This is a genomic window from Mycobacterium sp. SA01 (assembly GCF_041287105.1).
Taxonomy (GTDB): domain Bacteria; phylum Actinomycetota; class Actinomycetes; order Mycobacteriales; family Mycobacteriaceae; genus Mycobacterium.
In genome coordinates this window covers 64,015-82,386 of sequence record NZ_JBGGNO010000014.1, presented here as the reverse complement: position 1 = coordinate 82,386, position 18,372 = coordinate 64,015, and the positions used below count along the sequence as shown (strand labels likewise).

Annotated in this window: 18 protein-coding genes; 13 read left to right on the top strand and 5 right to left on the bottom strand. The window is 68.6% G+C overall.

What is annotated here, in order from left to right:
- The first annotated feature begins 16 nt into the window (after positions 1 to 16).
- The 5 genes from dop to AB4879_RS04925 all read left to right on the top strand — a co-directional run bounded on the left by dop (position 17) and on the right by AB4879_RS04925 (position 4,603).
- Entirely contained in the window at positions 17 to 1,525 is a 1,509-nt protein-coding gene (gene dop / locus AB4879_RS04945) for a depupylase/deamidase Dop (RefSeq protein ID WP_102807646.1), read from the top strand.
- A gap of 71 nt (positions 1,526 to 1,596) precedes the next feature.
- Positions 1,597 to 1,791 carry a ubiquitin-like protein Pup gene (locus AB4879_RS04940; protein ID WP_036337615.1) on the top strand — a complete coding sequence of 65 codons (195 nt, stop codon included), beginning with the start codon at positions 1,597 to 1,599 and terminating at the stop codon, positions 1,789 to 1,791.
- Positions 1,788 to 2,666: a proteasome subunit beta gene (prcB, locus tag AB4879_RS04935; RefSeq protein WP_370506695.1), complete on the top strand. Its 879-nt coding sequence runs from the start codon at positions 1,788 to 1,790 to the stop codon at positions 2,664 to 2,666. The genes AB4879_RS04940 and prcB overlap by 4 nt, the downstream gene beginning before the upstream one ends.
- Positions 2,667 to 3,410 (top strand): proteasome subunit alpha, encoded by a 744-nt coding sequence (gene prcA / locus AB4879_RS04930; RefSeq protein WP_102807644.1) that lies wholly within the window; start codon positions 2,667 to 2,669, stop codon positions 3,408 to 3,410.
- Positions 3,350 to 4,603, top strand: coding sequence for an FAD-dependent monooxygenase (locus AB4879_RS04925; RefSeq protein WP_370506924.1), 1,254 nt, complete (start codon positions 3,350 to 3,352; stop codon positions 4,601 to 4,603). The genes prcA and AB4879_RS04925 overlap by 61 nt, the downstream gene beginning before the upstream one ends.
- A gap of 5 nt (positions 4,604 to 4,608) precedes the next feature.
- Here AB4879_RS04925 and AB4879_RS04920 read toward each other — a convergent pair whose 3' ends face one another.
- On the bottom strand, positions 4,609 to 6,318 hold the full coding sequence (locus tag AB4879_RS04920; RefSeq protein WP_370506693.1) for an alpha/beta hydrolase: 1,710 nt from the start codon (positions 6,316 to 6,318) through the stop codon (positions 4,609 to 4,611).
- Positions 6,315 to 6,587 (bottom strand): hypothetical protein, encoded by a 273-nt coding sequence (locus AB4879_RS04915; protein WP_370506692.1) that lies wholly within the window; start codon positions 6,585 to 6,587, stop codon positions 6,315 to 6,317. Before AB4879_RS04915 ends, AB4879_RS04920 begins: the two co-directional genes overlap by 4 nt.
- A 116-nt stretch (positions 6,588 to 6,703) precedes the next feature.
- Here AB4879_RS04915 and pafA point away from each other — a divergent pair, with 116 nt between their 5' ends.
- Genes pafA through AB4879_RS04880 form a run of 7 tightly spaced genes read left to right on the top strand, consistent with a single transcriptional unit; the run spans position 6,704 to position 14,931 of the window.
- The gene (gene pafA / locus AB4879_RS04910) at positions 6,704 to 8,062 is read left to right on the top strand and encodes a Pup--protein ligase (protein WP_102807641.1); all 1,359 of its coding nucleotides are present in this window, start codon (positions 6,704 to 6,706) and stop codon (positions 8,060 to 8,062) included.
- Between the two features lie 48 nt (positions 8,063 to 8,110).
- Positions 8,111 to 9,100: a helix-turn-helix transcriptional regulator gene (locus tag AB4879_RS04905; protein WP_370506691.1), complete on the top strand. Its 990-nt coding sequence runs from the start codon at positions 8,111 to 8,113 to the stop codon at positions 9,098 to 9,100.
- On the top strand, positions 9,097 to 10,071 hold the full coding sequence (locus tag AB4879_RS04900; protein WP_370506690.1) for a helix-turn-helix transcriptional regulator: 975 nt from the start codon (positions 9,097 to 9,099) through the stop codon (positions 10,069 to 10,071). Before AB4879_RS04905 ends, AB4879_RS04900 begins: the two co-directional genes overlap by 4 nt.
- A 29-nt stretch (positions 10,072 to 10,100) precedes the next feature.
- Entirely contained in the window at positions 10,101 to 10,364 is a 264-nt protein-coding gene (gene tatA / locus AB4879_RS04895; protein ID WP_102807757.1) for a Sec-independent protein translocase subunit TatA, read from the top strand.
- Between the two features lie 45 nt (positions 10,365 to 10,409).
- Complete coding sequence (gene tatC, locus AB4879_RS04890) at positions 10,410 to 11,345, top strand: twin-arginine translocase subunit TatC (RefSeq protein ID WP_370506689.1); 936 nt, start codon at positions 10,410 to 10,412, stop codon at positions 11,343 to 11,345.
- Positions 11,329 to 14,136: a DEAD/DEAH box helicase gene (locus AB4879_RS04885; RefSeq protein WP_370506688.1), complete on the top strand. Its 2,808-nt coding sequence runs from the start codon at positions 11,329 to 11,331 to the stop codon at positions 14,134 to 14,136. Before tatC ends, AB4879_RS04885 begins: the two co-directional genes overlap by 17 nt.
- Positions 14,137 to 14,193: 57 nt before the next feature.
- Positions 14,194 to 14,931 (top strand): DUF4333 domain-containing protein, encoded by a 738-nt coding sequence (locus AB4879_RS04880; RefSeq protein WP_102807637.1) that lies wholly within the window; start codon positions 14,194 to 14,196, stop codon positions 14,929 to 14,931.
- 32 nt (positions 14,932 to 14,963) lie between these two features.
- On the opposite strand, the gene AB4879_RS04875 is transcribed toward AB4879_RS04880, so the two are convergent.
- Together AB4879_RS04875 and AB4879_RS04870 are read right to left on the bottom strand one after the other, a co-directional pair.
- Complete coding sequence (locus AB4879_RS04875) at positions 14,964 to 15,917, bottom strand: 5'-3' exonuclease (protein WP_102807636.1); 954 nt, start codon at positions 15,915 to 15,917, stop codon at positions 14,964 to 14,966.
- A gap of 22 nt (positions 15,918 to 15,939) precedes the next feature.
- Positions 15,940 to 16,788: a hypothetical protein gene (locus AB4879_RS04870; RefSeq protein WP_370506687.1), complete on the bottom strand. Its 849-nt coding sequence runs from the start codon at positions 16,786 to 16,788 to the stop codon at positions 15,940 to 15,942.
- A gap of 35 nt (positions 16,789 to 16,823) precedes the next feature.
- Between AB4879_RS04870 and AB4879_RS04865 the strand changes: the two genes are divergently transcribed.
- On the top strand, positions 16,824 to 17,942 hold the full coding sequence (locus AB4879_RS04865) for a M24 family metallopeptidase (RefSeq protein WP_370506686.1): 1,119 nt from the start codon (positions 16,824 to 16,826) through the stop codon (positions 17,940 to 17,942).
- Here AB4879_RS04865 and AB4879_RS04860 read toward each other — a convergent pair.
- Positions 17,939 to 18,352 (bottom strand): F420-dependent biliverdin reductase, encoded by a 414-nt coding sequence (locus AB4879_RS04860; RefSeq protein WP_036337572.1) that lies wholly within the window; start codon positions 18,350 to 18,352, stop codon positions 17,939 to 17,941. The two genes, AB4879_RS04865 and AB4879_RS04860, sit on opposite strands and share 4 nt — an antisense overlap.
- Positions 18,353 to 18,372: the final 20 nt, after the last annotated feature.

Sequence of the window (18,372 nt, the reverse complement as noted above, 5' to 3'; positions counted from 1 at the left end):
CGCTAGGCTGGCGGCCATGCAAAGGATCATCGGAACCGAGGTGGAGTACGGCATCTCCTCGCCCTCCGATCCGACCGCCAACCCGATCCTGACCTCGACCCAGGCGGTGCTCGCGTACGCCGCGGCCGCCGGCATCCAGCGTGCCAAGCGCACGCGGTGGGACTACGAGGTGGAGTCGCCGCTGCGTGACGCCCGCGGATTCGACCTGAGCCGCTCGTCGGGGCCGCCGCCGATCGTCGACGCCGACGAGGTGGGGGCGGCGAACATGATCCTCACCAACGGCGCCCGGCTCTACGTCGATCACGCGCACCCGGAGTACTCGGCTCCCGAGGTCACCGACCCGATGGATGCCGTGATCTGGGACAAGGCCGGAGAACGGGTGATGGAGGCCGCGGCCCGGCATGTGGCCAGCGTGCCCGGCGCGGCCAAACTGCAGCTGTACAAGAACAACGTCGACGGCAAGGGCGCGTCCTACGGGTCGCACGAGAACTACCTGATGAGCCGCCAGACGCCGTTCTCGGCGGTGATCTCCGGCCTGACGCCGTTCATGGTGTCCCGGCAGGTGGTGACCGGTTCCGGCCGCGTCGGGATAGGGCCGTCCGGGGACGAACCGGGCTTTCAGCTGTCCCAGCGCGCCGACTACATCGAGGTCGAGGTCGGCCTGGAGACCACCCTCAAGCGCGGCATCATCAACACCCGCGACGAGCCGCACGCCGACGCCGACAAGTACCGCCGGCTGCACGTCATCATCGGCGACGCGAACCTGGCCGAGACCTCGACGTATCTGAAGGTGGGAACGACCTCGCTGGTCCTGGACCTGATCGAGGAAGGGCCGCGATACGGCCTCGACCTGTCGGATCTGGCGCTGGCCAGGCCGGTGCACGCGGTCCACGTGGTGAGCCGGGACCCGTCGCTGCGGGCCACCGTGGCGCTGGCCGACGGCCGGGAACTGACCGCGCTGGCCATTCAGCGGATCTACCTGGACCGGGTGGCCAAGCTGGTCGACGCGCGCGACCCCGATCCGCAGGCCACGCAGGTCGTCGAAACCTGGGCGCACATCCTTGACCTGCTGGAACGGGATCCCATGGAGTGCGCCGAGCTGCTGGACTGGCCGGCCAAGCTGCGGCTGCTGGAGGGCTTCCGGCAGCGGGAGAACCTCGGCTGGTCGGCCCCGCGTCTGCATCTGGTGGACCTGCAGTACTCCGATGTCCGGCTGGACAAGGGTTTGTACAACCGGCTGGTGGCGCGCGGCTCGATGAAGCGTCTGGTCACCGAGCAGGAAGTGATCGACGCCGTCGACAACCCGCCGACCGACACCCGGGCGTACTTCCGGGGTGAATGCCTGCGCCGCTTCGGCGCCGACATCGCGGCGGCGAGCTGGGACTCGGTGATCTTCGACCTGGGCGGTGATTCGCTGGTGCGGATTCCGACCCTGGAGCCGCTGCGCGGGAGCAAAGCCCATGTGGGGGCGCTTCTCGATTCGGTCGACAGCGCAGTGCAACTCGTGGAACAACTGACGACCTGACGTTCGTTAGACGGAGCAATATCGGTCTCGACCGGTAGGGTAGAAGAACGCATCACGAGCAGGAGGCAGCGATGGCTCAAGAGCAGACCAAGCGTGGCGGCGGTGGCGGCGAGGATGACGACCTCGGCAGCACCGGTGCCGGCGGGCAAGAGCGTCGCGACAAGCTCGCTGAGGAGACCGATGATCTGCTGGACGAGATCGATGACGTCCTGGAAGAGAACGCTGAGGACTTCGTGCGTGCATACGTGCAAAAGGGCGGACAGTGACCTGGCCGTTCTCTGATCGCCTTGCCACCAGTTCACCTCTGACCGATCTCTCCTCGTTTTCCGACCATCTCCGGCGGGAAGCACCTCAGCTATTGCCCACCAGCACCGGCGCGAGCGGTGCGCTGCCCGGTGACGCGCTGCCGCATGGCACCACGATCGTCGCGCTGAGGTATCCGGGCGGTGTGCTGATCGCCGGCGATCGCCGCGCCACCCAGGGCAACATGATCGCCAGCCGGGATGTGCAGAAGGTGTACATCACCGACGACTACACGGCCACCGGTATCGCCGGCACCGCCGCGATCGCCGTCGAGTTCGCCCGGCTGTATGCCGTGGAGCTGGAGCACTACGAAAAGGTCGAAGGCGTCCCGCTGACGTTCCCCGGCAAGGTGAATCGTCTCTCGACGATGGTGCGCGGCAATCTCGGTGCGGCACTGCAGGGCTTCGTCGCGCTGCCGCTGCTGGTGGGCTACGACCTCGATGACCCGAATCCGGAAGCGGCAGGACGGATCGTGTCGTTCGACGCGGCCGGTGGCTGGAATATCGAGCAAGAGGGCTACCAGTCGGTGGGGTCCGGTTCGCTGTTCGCGAAGTCGTCGATCAAGAAGCTCTATCCCGGTGTCACCGACGCGGATTCGGCGCTGCGGGCCGCTGTGGAGGCGCTCTACGACGCCGCCGACGACGACTCGGCAACCGGCGGTCCGGACCTGGTGCGCGGTATCTACCCGACGGCCGTCACGATCGAGGCCGAGGGTGCCGTCGATGTCTCCGAGGAGCGGATCTCCGCGCTTGCGCGCGAGGTGATCGAAAAGCGTGCCACGACAAACACATTCGGGCCCGGCACGGGACCCAGCAACGAAGCACCGCGGGTGGACTAAGTGAGCTTCCCATACTTCATCTCGCCCGAGCAGGCGATGCGCGAGCGTTCCGAGCTTGCGCGCAAAGGCATTTCCCGGGGCCGCAGCGTGGTTGTGCTGGCCTACGACTCCGGGGTGCTGTTCGTTGCGGAGAACCCATCGCGGTCGCTGCAGAAGATCAGTGAGCTCTACGACCGCGTCGGCTTCGCCGCCGTGGGCCGGTTCAACGAGTTCGACAACCTGCGCCGCGGCGGCATCCAATTCGCCGACACCCGCGGGTACGCCTACGACCGTCGCGACGTGACGGGCCGCCAGCTCGCCAATGTCTACGCGCAGACCCTCGGAACGATCTTCACCGAGCAGGCCAAACCCTACGAGGTGGAGCTGTGTGTGGCCGAGGTGGCCCACTACGGCGAAACGAAACCCCCTGAGCTGTACCGGATCACCTACGATGGCTCGATCGCCGACGAACCACACTTCGTCGTCATGGGTGGTACCACGGAGCCGATCATCACCGCGCTCAAGGAGTCCTACTCCGAGAATGCGCCGCTGAAGGATGCGGTCGGTATCGCCGTCGAAGCGTTGCGGGCCGGTATCAACGGCACCGGCGCAAGCGGGAGCAGCACGCCGCCGGCCGAGCCGCGGGTGCTGGGCCCGGCCACCCTGGAGGTGGCCATCCTGGACGCCAACCGGCCGCGACGGGCATTCCGGCGGATCACCGGTTCGGCGTTGGAGGCGTTGCTGCCCGCAGAGGCCACCTCCTGAGCCCACGCGCCGTCATCTCCGGTGCGGGAATCGCCGGACCTGCACTGGCCGACCAACTCACCACGCGCGGCTGGCGGACCACGGTGATCGAGCGCTACCCCCAGCGGCGGGACGAGGGCCAGAACGTCGACATCCGCGGCGCCGCACGGGAAGTCGTGCGCAGGATGGGCATCGAAGACGAGGTGCGCCGGGCCAACACCGGTGAGGTCGGAACCCGCTTCGTCACCGCTGCCGGCACGGCGGCGGCCTCCTTTCCGGTCGGCGCGCCAGGCAGCCCCGACGGCCCGACCGCGGAACTGGAGATCCTGCGCGGTGAACTGTCGCGGATTCTCATCGAACGCACGCACGGTCAGACCGACTACCGCTTCGGCACCCAGATCACCGACGTCACCGACCACGGCGACCACGTCACCACCGTGCTCGACGACGGCAGTGTGCTCGACTCCGACGTCCTGATCGTCGCCGAAGGCCTGCGCTCCCGCTCCCGCCGGTTCGTCAGCTCCGTCGAGGTCACCGATCTGGGAATGTATTTCGCGTACGCCACCATCCCTCGGTCCGACAGCGACGACCAGTGGTGGAACTGGCAGCACGCAACTCGATCCCGTGGTGTGCACCTGCGCCCGGACAACCTGGGCACCACCAGAGCCATCCTGACGTTCATCTCCGATGTCCGCGGTATCGAGGATCTCGATCCGGGTGACCAGATCACGATCCTGCGCAAGACTTTCGCCGACGTCGGCGGTGCCGCTCCGCGGATTCTGCGCGAGCTCGAAGCCGGTGCACCGATGTACTTCTCGGTCGCCGGCCAGGTTCATGTGCCCTCATGGAGCAAGGGCCGTATCGGCCTGCTCGGCGACTGCGCGTTCTGCAACGCCACGTTCGGCGGTGCGGGCACCAGCCTGGCGCTGATCGGTGCCTACATCCTTGCCGGCGAACTGGCCGCCACCTCCGACCATGCGGCGGCCCTGGACCGATACCAACACCGCATGAAGCCGTTCGCGGCCTCGGCGCCTGTCGTCCGTCCCGGAGTGCTACGAATTGCCAACCCGCGCAGCCGGATCGGTATCGCGGCGTTGCATGGCGTCGCGCGTGCCGCGGCGAGTCCGCCGGCCACGGCCCTGGCATCGGTTGCGTCACGGTCCGCCGGCGCCGGCCCACGCAAACCGGTACTGCCGGACTACCCGGTGGCGTAGCCGGCTCAGCCGAGCCGAATATGTTCCCGGTCGCCGGTGATGACCGCCAGGATGTTGTGCCACGCGTCGGAGGGCTCGTTGAGAACATCGCTGTGCGACGACAGTCCGCCCATCGGCCCGCCGGTCAGGTTGCGGCCGGCGGCCAGCGGGATCACACCCGGCAACCGGTCGGGGTCGGCCCCGTGCGGCCCGAGCGGGATGCCCTGGACCAAGCCGATCGGATCGCCGGGCGCGGTCAGGGAGAACCGCAGCACGTCGGGGTTGCGGTTATGCCAGTCCGACGGATCATGAACGCCCACACCGGCGCCCGCGGCCTCCACATAGATCACCCGGTCGGCGGTCAGTCCGAAGTGTTCGGCCGTGCCCAGGATCGACCCGCCGTACGAATGGCCCAGGTAGGTCACCGGCATCGACCCGGCGCGCCGTTCGACGTCTTCGCTGAACGCCACCAGTCGTGGCGCCATCTTCAGCGCATAACGCGGATCGACGGCGTCGGCCACCCCGGCGAGCAGCTGACCGGTTGGGAACGGGCCACCCAGATAGGTGATCATCGCGACGTCGCCCGCGGATCCGGCAACGAAGCGCCGCGCCGTCGCGACGTCGTCGGCTGCGCCGTCGAAGGTGGTGTTGAGCCCGGGCACCAGCACCGCGAGTGCGTGCGCGCGGGTCAGATCGCCGGACAACTCGATGAAGCTCTCGCGCCGGGGGTCGAAGGCCAGGATCTGGCGGGGCACCCGCCGGTTACGGTCCACCGGGTCGGGAACGTCGGCGAGCAGGCTCTCGTAGTAGGTGATGCGGCTGCGCGCGTCGTGGTCGTAGGCGTCGATCGCCGCGGCGCGCATTCTCGGGTCTGCGTGCAACGCAGCCCAAAGTCGTTCGGCGTCAGCCGCTTCCAGCGTCGGTGCGACGGCGGCGCGCAACTTCACCTCGTCGGGCACCTCGATGCGGCGGCGTTGGTCGAGGATCGCATCGGCGATGTTGATCCGGTTGGCGGCGATCCTGGTCTCCCACGGAACACCATCGGTGTTGCCCACTTCGTGAGGCCTGGACTCGATCAGCCGCTGCCGGTCGGTGTCGGACATCCCCGCGACCGCCGCGGAGATCGCGTCCTGGCTCAGGTGCGGCCAGTCGGCCACCGGATTGCCTGCGGCCGCTGCCGGCCGAACCGGTGCCGGCTCGGCCGGGGTGGCATCGAACGCCGCGTCGATCGCGGTGGCCGCCGCGGCATCGGCGGCGCCGAGCGCCGACAATGCCCCCTGAAGAACGCGAGTCAGCTCGGCCGCCCGGACGTCCAGCATCGTGCGCGCCACCCCATCGGAACCACCGCTGCACGCCACCAGAAGCTGTGACGGTGCCGTCGGGGGAGCCACCATTCCGTCGTCGCGCACCTCGTGTCCGCCGTCCCGGGCATCCGCCACCACCTCGAGCACCCGGTCGCGACAGCGGGTGATGACCTCGGCGGCGTCCCGAGCCTGCGCGGCGGCCAGGATCAGCGCCCGGCACACCCCGCGCAGACCCGCGGTGGTCGGACCGATCGCCTCGCGGGCCGCGCCCGCGGCCGAACCGGTGAACACGCCGGCGCTGCCGGCCACCTGGTCGTCGACGGCGTCCGCCTGGGCCTGAAGCCGGCCCGCGGCGTCGTCCCATGCGCCGGCCAGTTCGATGAGCGCCTGCGGTCGCCAGGCGAGCACCTGCGCCACGGTCGGCGGGCTCACCGGGGCGGGAGACGCCGTGCCGTCGCGTCGTCGGCGGCGCCGAGTTCGTCCACCGATCGGCGCACCGAGCAAACCCAATCCTGCAGAGCCGCGCCGAGTCGGTGCACCTCAGCCGCGACGCGTTCCGGTGCAACCAAACCGTCCAGCGCAGAACCGGGTAGCTCCGCGACACCGGGGATCGCAACACCCGCGAGGTGACCTGCGCTGCGGGTCAGGGTGTCCGTCAGGGCCCCTAACGTGGCGGTATCGACGACGACGCGCTCGGGCACGGCTCATGCTGGCATGTCCCGCGGCCGCGGCTTTTCCGTAATCCACAGGGACTCTGAACGCGTTTCGCGCCCCGCTTGCCCACCGCTAGTGCACAGCAACCAGTAGGCTCGGTGTCGTGCAGCGGAGAATCATGGGCATCGAAACCGAATTCGGTGTCACCTGCACGTTCCACGGCCATCGTCGGCTCAGTCCGGACGAGGTCGCCCGGTACCTGTTCCGCCGGGTGGTGTCGTGGGGCCGCAGCTCGAACGTGTTCCTGCGCAACGGCGCGCGCCTGTACCTCGACGTGGGCAGCCACCCCGAGTACGCCACCGCCGAGTGCGACAACCTGACGCAGTTGGTCACTCATGACCGCGCCGGTGAGCGGGTGCTGGAAGACCTCCTCATCGACGCCGAACAGCGCCTTGCCGACGAAGGCATCGGCGGGGACATCTACCTGTTCAAGAACAACACCGATTCGGCCGGAAACTCCTACGGCTGCCACGAGAACTACCTGATCGTGCGGGCCGGCGAGTTCTCCCGGATCTCCGATGTGCTGCTGCCGTTCCTGGTCACCCGCCAGTTGATCTGCGGCGCAGGCAAGGTGTTGCAGACCCCGAAGGCGGCCACGTTCTGCCTGAGCCAGCGCGCCGAACACATCTGGGAAGGCGTCTCGAGCGCCACCACCCGGTCGCGCCCGATCATCAACACGCGCGACGAACCGCACGCCGACGCCGAGAAATACCGCCGGTTGCACGTGATCGTCGGGGACTCCAACATGTGCGAGTCCACCACGATGCTCAAGGTTGGCACCGCCTCGCTGGTGCTGGAGATGATCGAGGCCGGAGTTGCGTTCCGCGACTTCTCACTGGACAACCCGATCCGGGCGATCCGCGAGGTCAGCCACGACCTCACCGGTCGCCGGCCGGTGCGCCTGGCCGGTGGACGGCAGGCCAGCGCACTGGACATCCAGCGCGAGTACTACGCCCGCGCGGTCGAATACCTGCAGACCCGCGAGCCCAACACCCAGATCGACCAGGTGGTCGACCTGTGGGGCCGCCAGCTCGACGCCGTCGAGAGCCAGGACTTCGCCAAGGTCGACACCGAGATCGACTGGGTGATCAAGCGCAAGCTGTTCCAGCGCTATCAGGACCGCTACAGCATGGAGCTGTCCGATCCGAAGATCAGCCAGCTGGACCTGGCCTACCACGACATCAAACGTGGCCGCGGCGTGTTCGACCTGTTGCAGCGCAAAGGCCTGGCGACCCGGATCACCACGGACGAGGAGATCGACGCCGCCGTCGACACCCCGCCGCAGACCACCCGGGCCAAGTTGCGCGGCGAGTTCATCAGCGCCGCCCAGGAGGCGGGCCGCGATTTCACCGTCGACTGGGTGCATCTCAAGCTCAACGACCAGGCGCAGCGCACGGTGCTGTGCAAGGACCCGTTCCGCTCGGTCGACGAGCGGGTGAAGCGACTCATCGCCAGCATGTGACGAGCGCGCCGCAGGGGCGGCGCACCGTTTCCCGCTAAGGTTTTCCGAGTGGCGACATCCAAAGTAGAGCGGTTGATGAACCTCGTCATCGCGCTGCTGTCCACGCACGGCTACATCACCGCCGATCGCATCCGCGCCAGCGTGGCCGGCTACGCCGAGAGCCCCAGCGATGAGGCGTTCTCCCGGATGTTCGAGCGCGACAAGAACGAGCTGCGCGATCTGGGCATCCCCTTGGAGACCGGCCGGGTGTCGTCGTTCGACCCCACCGAGGGCTACCGGATCAACCGCGATGCCTACGCGCTGCCCGACATCGAACTCACCGACGAGGAGGCGGGCGCCGTCGCGATCGCCACCAAGCTCTGGGAATCGCCGGAACTGATCACCGCGACCCAGGGTGCGCTGCTGAAACTGCGGGCGGCCGGCGTCGACGTCGATCCCGACGCGGCCGTCGCGATCACCACCGCGTCGGGGCAGCCCGGGTTGCGCGGATCCGAAGACGTGCTGGGAAACCTGTTGTCGGCCATCGACTCCGGTCGACCGGTGCAGTTCCGCCACCGGTCGTTGCCGACCGACCCCTACACCGTGCGCACCGTGGAACCGTGGGGGGTGATCACCGACCGGGGCCGCTGGTATCTCGTCGGGCATGACCGGGACCGCAACGCCACCAGAACATTTCGGCTCTCCCGCATCGGTGCCGACATCACATGCGTCGGCCCACCCGGATCTGTCGTCAGACCCGCCGGTGTCGACCTGCGGGCCATCGTCGACCGGGCGATCGGCGAAGCCCCCAGCGGCGTGCAGGCATCGGTGTGGGTTGCCGACGGTAAGGCGATGTCGTTGCGCCGCAACGGGAAATCCGCCGGAGCGCGCAGTATCGGCGGGCGCTCGGGCGAGGTGATCGAACTCGACATCGGCACCCGCGACCGGCTCGCCCGCGAAGTCGCGGGCTACGGGGCCGATGCGCTGGTTCTGGAACCGGCCGCGTTGCGCGACGACGTGGTCGCCCGGTTGCGCGCGCAGGCGGGGGAGCCCGCATGACCCCTGTCTCGACGCGACTGGTGCGGCTGCTCAACATGGTGCCGTACCTCAAGGCCAACCCCAGCATCACCTACGACGAGGCCGCCGCCGATCTCGGCGTGACCCGCAAGCAACTCGAGCAGGACCTCGACCAGCTCTGGATGTGCGGTCTGCCCGGGTATGGGCCCGGCGACCTGATCGACTTCGAGTTCTCCGGCGACTCGATCAAGGTGACGTTCTCGGCGGGCATGGACGAACCGCTGCGGCTGACGTCGCCGGAGGCCACCGGCCTGCTGGTGGCGCTGCGGGCGCTGGTCGACATCCCCGGAGTCGTCGACCCGCAGGCCGCGCTGAGCGCCATCGCCAAGATCGAATCGGCGGCCGGCACCGTCGGCCACGACCACACCCATGCCGTCGCCGCCGTGGACGAGCGAGCGCCGATCGAAAGCGACACCGCCGCCGCGGTGCGCGCCGCCGTTCGTGATGGTCGCGCGCTGAACATCGAGTACTACTCGGCGTCCCGGGACACCTTGACCAGCCGGGTCGTCGACCCGATCCGGGTGGTGCTGGTCGGCGACCACAGTTATCTGCAGGCCTGGGCGCGCGACGCCGAGGGAGTGCGGCTATTCCGGTTCGACCGCATCGTCTCCGCGACCGTGCTCGACCAGGCCGCCGTCCCGCCCGAGCCGGCCAAGCAGGCACCGCCGGACACCTCGCTGTTCGACGCCGATCCGGCGCTGCCCGCCGCGACCCTGCTGCTGGCACCGACCGCGACCTGGATGCTCGAGTACTACCCGATGCGGATCCTCGAGGAACTGCCCGACCGCTACCACAAGGCGTCGATGACCTACGCCTCCGAGGAATGGATGTGCCGGGCGCTGCTGGGATTCGGCGCCGATGTCCGAGTTCTCGAACCGGAGTCGCTGGTGAGCCGGGTGCGCCACAGTGCGTCGGCCGCGTTGGCCGCGTACGCCGACCTGGACCTGGGGTAGCATCGAGGCAACTTCTGGAGGTGACCAAATTGGGTGCTCTACAACCGTGGCACTGGCTGATTCTCATCGCGGTGGTCGTGCTGCTCTTCGGGTCGAAGAGGTTGCCTGATGCCGCCCGCTCACTGGGCAAGTCGATGCGCATCTTCAAGTCAGAGGTCAAGGAGCTGCAGAACGAGCACAAGGCGGACACTCCTGTCACGCCCGCGCAGCCTCCCACCCAGGTGCAGTCCGAGCGCGTCGAGGCCCCGGTGACCCCGCCGGCCCAGAGCCCCACCGACGCCAAACCGGCCTGAACCGACGACAACCGGGCGCTCCGACGCCCGTAGTCTGCCGCTGCCGTGCGCACACCTAAACTCCTGTCGCGGCTGGACCCCCGTCAACGCCGCAGCCGCGTCAATCCGGACGGGACCATGTCCCTCGTCGACCACATCCGGGAGCTGCGGTACCGCCTGCTGATCGCGATGGGCGCCGTCGCGCTGACCACGATCATCGGTTTCCTCTGGTACAGCCACGGGTTCATGGGGGTGGAGAGCCTGGGTGAATGGCTACGCGAGCCGTACTGCTCGCTGCCGCAGTCGGCCCGCGCCGACATCAGTGCCGACGGAGGCTGCCGCCTGCTGGCGACAGCGCCGTTCGACCAGTTCATGCTGCGGCTCAAGGTCGGTCTGACGGCGGGCATCGTGATGGCCTGCCCGGTGTGGCTCTACCAGTTGTGGGCCTTCATCACCCCCGGGCTGTACCGCAATGAGCGCCGCTTCGCGTCGGTGTTCGTCTTCTTCGCCGCGCTGCTGTTCGTGTCGGGCACCGTGCTGGCCTACTTCGTCCTGTCGAAGGCCCTGCACTTCCTCCTGACAGTCGGCAGTGATGTCCAGGTGACCGCACTGTCCGGTGACCAGTACTTCGGATTCCTGATCAACCTGCTGCTGATCTTCGGCGTGAGTTTCGAGTTCCCGCTGCTGATCATCATGCTGAATCTGATTGGTGTGCTGTCCTACGAGAAGCTCAAATCGTGGCGCCGCGGCCTGATCTTCGGGGTGTTCGTCTTCGCCGCGTTCGCCACGCCCGGCTCGGACCCGTTCTCGATGTTGGCGCTGGGGCTCGCGCTCACGCTGCTCCTGGAATTCGCCATCCAGATCGCCCGGATCAATGACCGACGCAAGGCCAAGCGCGAGGCGCAGGCCGAGATTCCCGACGAGCAGGCCGCACCCATCGAGGCGCCGGAACCGGTGGCCACACCGGCGACGTATGCGGCACAGCATGACGACATCACCTGAGCCGTCCCAGCTTTCCGGCGGGCAGGAGCGTAGCGACCCGGGGAAGCAGCTTGAGCAGTTCACCGAGCTGCTGACGTTCACCCTTGATCCGTTCCAGCGCAAGGCGTGTGAGGCGCTCGAACGCGGCCACGGTGTGCTGGTGTGCGCACCGACCGGCGCGGGCAAGACGGTGGTCGGCGAGTTCGCGGTACACCTGGCGCTCACCGCAGGCCGAAAGTGCTTCTACACCACGCCGATCAAGGCGCTGAGCAATCAGAAGCACAACGACCTGGTGCGCCGGTACGGCGCGGAGAACATCGGCCTGCTGACCGGTGATCAGTCGGTCAACGGCGACGCGCCGGTGGTGGTGATGACCACCGAGGTGCTGCGCAACATGTTGTACGTCGGTAGCGAAACGTTGCGTGCGTTGTCCTTTGTGGTGATGGACGAGGTCCATTTCCTCGCCGACCGGATGCGCGGTGCGGTGTGGGAAGAAGTGATCCTGCATCTGCCCGACGACGTGCGGCTGGTCAGCCTGTCGGCGACGGTCAGCAACGCCGAGGAGTTCGGCGGGTGGATCCAGACCGTGCGCGGCGACACCACCGTCGTGGTCGACGAGCACCGGCCGGTTCCGTTGTGGCAGCACGTATTGGTGGGCAAGCGGCTGTTCGACCTGTTCGACTACGACCGCGAGGGCAAGCAGCACCTCGTCGATCCGGACCTCATCCGCCACATCGCGCACCGCCGCGAGGCCGAACGGTTGACGGACTGGGAGCCGCGCCGCCGCGGGCCGGGCCGTCCTGGTGGCAGGTCGGGCCTGCACCGCCCGCCGTCGCGGCCTGATGTGATCGCCTCGCTGGACCGCGAAGGTCTGCTGCCCGCGATCACCTTCATCTTCTCCCGCGCCGGCTGCGACGCCGCCGTCAAGCAATGCCTGCGCAGCCCGCTGCGGCTGACCGACGACGAGGACCGCAAGCGGATCGCGCAGGTGATCGACCGGCGCTGCGGCGATCTCGCCGACACCGACCTGGCGGTGCTCGACTACTACGAGTGGCGTGAGGGGCTGCTGCGCGGCCTGGCCGCCCACCACGCCGGCATGCTTCCGGTCTTCCGGCACACCGTCGAGGAGCTGTTCACCGCCGGACTGGTCAAGGCCGTGTTCGCCACCGAGACACTGGCGCTGGGCATCAATATGCCGGCCCGCACCGTCGTGCTGGAGAAGCTGGTCAAATTCAACGGCGAGCAGCATCTGCCGCTGACGCCGGGGGAGTACACCCAGCTGACCGGGCGTGCCGGACGGCGCGGGATCGACGTCGAGGGTCACGCCGTCGTGCTGTGGACTCCCGATGTGGAACCGGCCGAGGTGGCCGGGCTGGCGTCCACCCGGACCTTCCCGCTGCGGAGCTCGTTCGCGCCGTCGTACAACATGACGATCAATCTGGTGAACCAGATGGGACCCGAGCAGGCCCACCAGCTGCTGGAGCGGTCGTTCGCGCAGTTCCAGGCCGACCGGTCGGTGGTGGGGCTGGTCCGAGGTGTCGAACGCGGCGAGAAGATGCTCGACGACATCGCCGCCGAACTGGGCTGGGACCGTCGCACGCAGCCGGACTCCGAGCCGGCGATCCTCGACTACGTGCGGCTGCGCGCGAAGATCAGCGAGCGCGAGCGGGCGCAGTCGCGGGCCTCGCGGCTGCAACGCAGGCAGGCGACCACCGACACGCTGGCGGCGCTGCGCCGCGGCGACATCATCAACATCACGCAGGGCCGGCGTGGCGGCTTGGCCGTGGTGCTGGAGGCGGCCAACGAGTCGACCGATCCCCGGCCGCTGGTGTTGACCGAAAACCGTTGGGCGGGAAGGGTTTCCTCGGCCGACTTCGCCGGTGTCGCGACGGCGATCGGATCGATGACCCTACCCAAGCGGGTGGAGCACCGGCAGCCACGGGTACGCCGCGACCTGGCCTCAGCGCTGCTGTCGGCGGCGTCCGGTCTGCGGGTGCCGCCGACCAGGAAACGCCGCGGCGACGCCGAGGACGCACCCGACATCGATCCCGAGCTGCTCGCGTTGCGGGAGTCGATGCGCAGGCACTCGGTGCACGACATGGCAGGCCGGGAGGCCCAGGTTCGGATCGGCGAGCGTTATCTGCGGGTCGAACGCGACAACGAGCAGATCCGCACAAAGGTCAGCGCGGCGACGAACTCGCTGGCCCGCACGTTCGACCGGATCGTGGGGTTGCTGACCGAGCGCGGCTTCATCGAACAGCGCGACGACGAGTACGCCGTCACCGCCGACGGCAAGCTGCTGACGCGGATCTACAACGAAAGCGATCTGCTGGTCGCCGAATGCCTGCGCAAGGGTGTCTGGAAGGGGCTCGCGCCCGCCGAGCTGGCCGCCGCACTGTCCGCGGTGGTGTTCGAGACCCGCGGCAGCGACGGCCCCACCCCGTCGCATGCCGTCGAGATGCCGACAGCCAACGTGCGGCGCGCGCTGGTCGAGATGCGGCGGATGTCCGGGCAACTGCGCGCCGACGAGAACCGGCACCGGATCAGCCCGACACGCGAGCCGGACGAAGGATTCGTCGCCGCCATCTATCGGTGGGCGACGACCGGCGACCTGGCGGCCGCTCTGGCGGCCTCCGATGTCGCCGGTGCCGGGACCCCGCTGCCGGCTGGCGATTTCGTGCGGTGGTGCCGACAAGTGCTCGATCTGCTCGACCAGGTCCGCAACGCCGGGCCGGAAGCCGGGCTCCGTAAGACGGCAAACCGTGCCATCGACGACATCCGGCGCGGCGTCGTCGCTGTTGATGGCGGGTAGGCTCATGCAAGCCGCTACGGTGGGAGCGGCGAATCGCTACCAGATCAAGGAGAGACGATGAGCGGACCGCAGGGATCAGAACCTAATCCCTGGCAGGCTCAACCCGGGCAAGGTCAGGATCAGCCTGCCTCCGGCTCCGAGCAGCAGCCCAGCGGCAGCGAAGCCCCGGCCTGGCAGCAGCCGTCCGGTGAGCCGCCGGCCTGGCAGCCGCCCGCCTACACCCCGCAGCAATATCCGCAGTACGGCCAACAGCCCGGTCAGCAGTACCCGCAGCAGCCGTACCAGCAGCCGACCGAGTACAACCCGGGCACCTACGCGCAGCCGGGTCAGCAGTATCCGCAGTACGGGCAGCCGCCGTACGGCCAGTACCCGCAGCAGCCGGGTCAGTACCCGCAGCAGCCGGGTCAATACCCGCAGCAGCCGGGCCAGTACCCGCAGCCCGGCGACGAGGGCGCCAAGAAGTCCTCGACAGTGCTGTTCGCTGTCATCGGAGTGCTGGCCGCGATCGTCGTCGCCGTCGTGCTGGTTCTGGGCTTCTGGAAGCCCGGCTTCTTCGTGACCACCAAGCTCGATATCGGCAAGGCCCAGCAGGGCGTGCAGAACATCCTCACCGACGAGACCAACGGCTACGGCGCCAAGAACGTCAAAGACGTCAAGTGCAACAACGGCCAGAACCCGACGGTCAAGAAGGGTGACACCTTCACCTGCGAGGTGAGCATCGACGGCACGAAGCGTCAGGTGACGGTCACCTTCCAGGACGACAAGGGCACCTACGAGGTCGGCCGGCCGAAGTAGCCGCTCGGCGGCGTCATGTGCCGAAGTAGCCGCTAATCGAGGGCGTCCAGCGCTTTCTGCAGGCGGCCGATCGACGATCCGACGCCGTAGGCGTTGGCCAGTTCCGCGACGCGTGATGGGTCGGCGGCCGCCAGCGGTAGCCGGTCGTGATCGGTGCTGAATTCCACCGGTGCGTCGCGGGCCACCTGCACCACCGGTCCGGCCGCCTCGATGTAGTCGGTCGCCGCCAGAATCTTGCTGCGAAAAGCCTTGGACAGTCTCGATTTCGGGTCGTGCGCGGCGGCCAGGATGTCCTCCAGCGATCCGTACTGGGACAGCAGTGTGGCCGCCGTCTTCTCCCCGACGCCCGGCACCCCGGGCAGGCCGTCGGACGGATCTCCGCGCAGCAGCGCCAGTTCGGCATAGGCGGCGCCGGCCCGATGTGCGGGCACCCCGTACTTTTCGGCAACCTCGGCAGGTCCGAACATCGTGGCGTTCGACAACCCGCGGCCCAGATAGAGGACCCGCACCGCGACGGGATCGTCACCCACCAACTGCAACAGGTCGCGGTCGCCGCTGACGACCACCACAGGATCGCGCGTCTCGGCGGTGGCCAGCGTGCCCAGCACGTCGTCGGCTTCGTAGCCTTCCGCTCCCGCGGTGGCGATCCCGAACGCGTCGAGCAGCTCCATGATCATCTCGACCTGATGACTGAGCTCGTCGGGGACCTCTTCCAAATCCGTTTCCCCGCTTGGCTTTTCTTCCGCAACGCGGTGCGACTTGTACGACGGGATCGCATCGACCCGGAATTGTGGGCGCCAGTCCAGATCGAGGCACACCACCAGGCGGCCCGGGCGTTCGCGGGTGATCAGCGTCGCCACACTATCCAGGAAGCCGCGCACGGCGTTGACCTGTCGGCCGTCGGGTGCGGTGATCGACGAGGGCACCCCGAAGAACGAACGAAACCACATGCTCGCGCCGTCGAGCAGCAACACCGGTGCAGACATGCGAGCCATCCTGCCAGTCTGGCTACCCGCCGTAGCGGAACAGATACGAACCGGTGGTGATCGCCTTGTCGCCGGCGCCCTCGTCATGCAGCGTGACGCGCACCGCGACGGTGCCGCCGGGCCCGAGAATCGGCTCGGCGTCGGCCTGAAACGGCCCGATCTTGCCGCGCGCCAGGAACATCACGTGCGAGCTGACTCCCTGCAGGCGGTCGGTGCCCACCACGGCGGCCGCGGCGTCGAGCGCGGCCGTCTCCAGGATCACGAATTGGGGGCCGACGTGCAGCGCGGCGTCCGGCGACGCCACCTCCACCGAGAGCTCCGGCATCGCCCACGCCCCGCCGGCGCGCCGGACTGCGCCGAAGACCTGCCACAGTGGCGGCAGGTCGGGGGAGTCGACGACCTCGATCGGGTTGAGTTCCATCTTGCCCAGTCCGTCCGGTGGGACACCGATGCTCACGCCCTGGCCCTCGTTGAGCGCCAGCACCCGAGAAGGGTTGTCCGCGTCGACGATCCGCGATCGGCTGTACGCCATCTGCCTGCCGCGCTTGATGTTCTCGGACCGGATCTCGATGCGGCGTACGCCGTGGCCGGGATCGACCACCTGGATGGAGTGGATTACCGGGTTGGGCACCGCCTCGAGGTCGGAGACCAGTCCGCTGTCCGGGGACACGATGCCCAGCACCGCCAGGTAGAGGCCGCCTGCCGGGTTGCGCATGTCGTGACGGATCGCGACGGTGTCCTGGGCGTCGACGTCCATCGACGAGTAGCTGCGGCCCAGATAGCGATAGCTGAGTAGCCCACCCCAACGCCGGTTGAGCTCGGCGGCGTAGGCCGCGGGGTCGCCGGCGAGCTCACGGATGTCGCGGAGCATCGCGTCATCGTATGCCTGCGGCTAGCCTGGCTGGCATGACCGACCGTTTCAGTAGCGACGTCTATGCCCGCCGGCTCGCCGCCGCAGCAGCCGCGGCCTCCGCTGCCGGGGTGGCCGGGCTGGTGATCACCCCGGGATACGACCTGCGCTATCTGGTCGGCTCGGCGGCGCAGACGTTCGAGCGGCTGACCGCGTTGGTGGTACCGGCGACCGGCGCGCCGACCGTGGTGGTGCCGCGGCTGGAACTGGCGTCGCTCAAGGATTCCGCGATCCTCGAACTCGGCCTGAGCGTGCAGGATTGGGTCGACGGCGACGACCCGTACGAGCTGGTGTCGGCCGCCCTGGGGGGACATGCCCGGATCGCGGTGACCGACTCGATGCCGGCGCTGCACCTGTTGCCGCTGGCCGAACGGCTCGGCGCGGTGCCGGTGCTCGCCACCGAGGTGTTGCGGTCACTGCGGATGATCAAGGACCCGGCAGAGATCGACGCCCTGCGCAAGGCGGGCGCCGCGATCGACCGGGTGCACGCCCGGGTGCCCGAGTTCCTCAGACCCGGCCGCACGGAAGCCGAGGTCGCCGCAGACATCGCCGAAGCCATTGTGGCCGAAGGGCATTCAGCGGTGGCGTTCATCATCGTCGGGTCCGGCCCGCACGGCGCCGACCCGCACCACGAACAGTCCGACCGGGTCCTGGAGGCCGGCGACATCGTCGTCGTCGACATCGGCGGCCCGTACGCGCCCGGCTACAACTCCGACTGCACCCGCACCTACAGCCTGGGCGAGCCCGGCGCCGACATCGCGCACCAGTACGCGGTGCTGCAGACCGCGCAGGCCGCCGCGGTCGAGGCGGTGCGGCCAGGGGTGACGGCCGAGCAGGTCGACGCCGCCGCCCGCGACGTGCTCGCCGAAGCGGGGCTCGCCGAGTATTTCGTGCACCGCACGGGGCACGGCATCGGACTTTCGGTCCACGAGGAGCCCTACATCGTCGCGGGCAACGACCTGCCGCTGGCGGAGGGGATGGCGTTCTCGGTCGAGCCGGGAATCTACTTTCCCGGGCAGTGGGGTGCCCGCATCGAGGACATCGTGATCGTCACCGCCGACGGCGCTGAAGCGGTGAACACCGGCCCGCACGGGCTGACGGTGGTCCCGGTTTAAGCCTTCGTGTGGTCCAGCAGACCCGACGAGCCCAGCACCCGCGTGATGTGCACCTCGATGACGACGCGCTTGGGATTGACCCGCGGCGTGCGATAGCGCTGGGCGTACCGAAGCTCGGCGTCGCGGACCGCGGCGGGGTCCCGGTTGACGCTGGCCTGGCCTTCGAGGGACAGCCAGCGGGCACCGTCGACCTGCGACAGCACGCCGACGCCGGAGCGCTCGGCGTTGATCGCCTTCTGCGAGCCGTCGCTGGTGATGACCCGGGCGATGTGGGTCTTGGGATCAAAGGTGAAGCCGACCGCCACCACGTGCGGCGAGTTGTCGGCGCGCAGTGTCGTCAGCATCGCGAGGTGGCGTTCGGTGAGGAATGCCAGCGCATCGCTGGTCAGCCGGGTCGTTGAGTTCGCCATCAACGCCCACGGTAGCGCAG

Excerpts from the sequence above, each read along its gene's own strand:
- dop (WP_102807646.1), top strand. The coding sequence starts at position 17 with ATGCAAAGGATCATCGGAACCGAGGTGGAGTACGGCATCTCCTCGCCC.
- AB4879_RS04875 (WP_102807636.1), bottom strand. The coding sequence starts at position 15,917 with ATGTCTGCACCGGTGTTGCTGCTCGACGGCGCGAGCATGTGGTTTCGT.
- AB4879_RS04865 (WP_370506686.1), top strand. The coding sequence starts at position 16,824 with ATGACCGACCGTTTCAGTAGCGACGTCTATGCCCGCCGGCTCGCCGCC.
- AB4879_RS04860 (WP_036337572.1), bottom strand. The coding sequence starts at position 18,352 with ATGGCGAACTCAACGACCCGGCTGACCAGCGATGCGCTGGCATTCCTC.
- AB4879_RS04900 (WP_370506690.1), top strand. The coding sequence starts at position 9,097 with ATGACCCCTGTCTCGACGCGACTGGTGCGGCTGCTCAACATGGTGCCG.
- AB4879_RS04885 (WP_370506688.1), top strand. The coding sequence starts at position 11,329 with ATGACGACATCACCTGAGCCGTCCCAGCTTTCCGGCGGGCAGGAGCGT.
- AB4879_RS04880 (WP_102807637.1), top strand. The coding sequence starts at position 14,194 with ATGAGCGGACCGCAGGGATCAGAACCTAATCCCTGGCAGGCTCAACCC.
- AB4879_RS04870 (WP_370506687.1), bottom strand. The coding sequence starts at position 16,788 with ATGCTCCGCGACATCCGTGAGCTCGCCGGCGACCCCGCGGCCTACGCC.
- AB4879_RS04940 (WP_036337615.1), top strand. The coding sequence starts at position 1,597 with ATGGCTCAAGAGCAGACCAAGCGTGGCGGCGGTGGCGGCGAGGATGAC.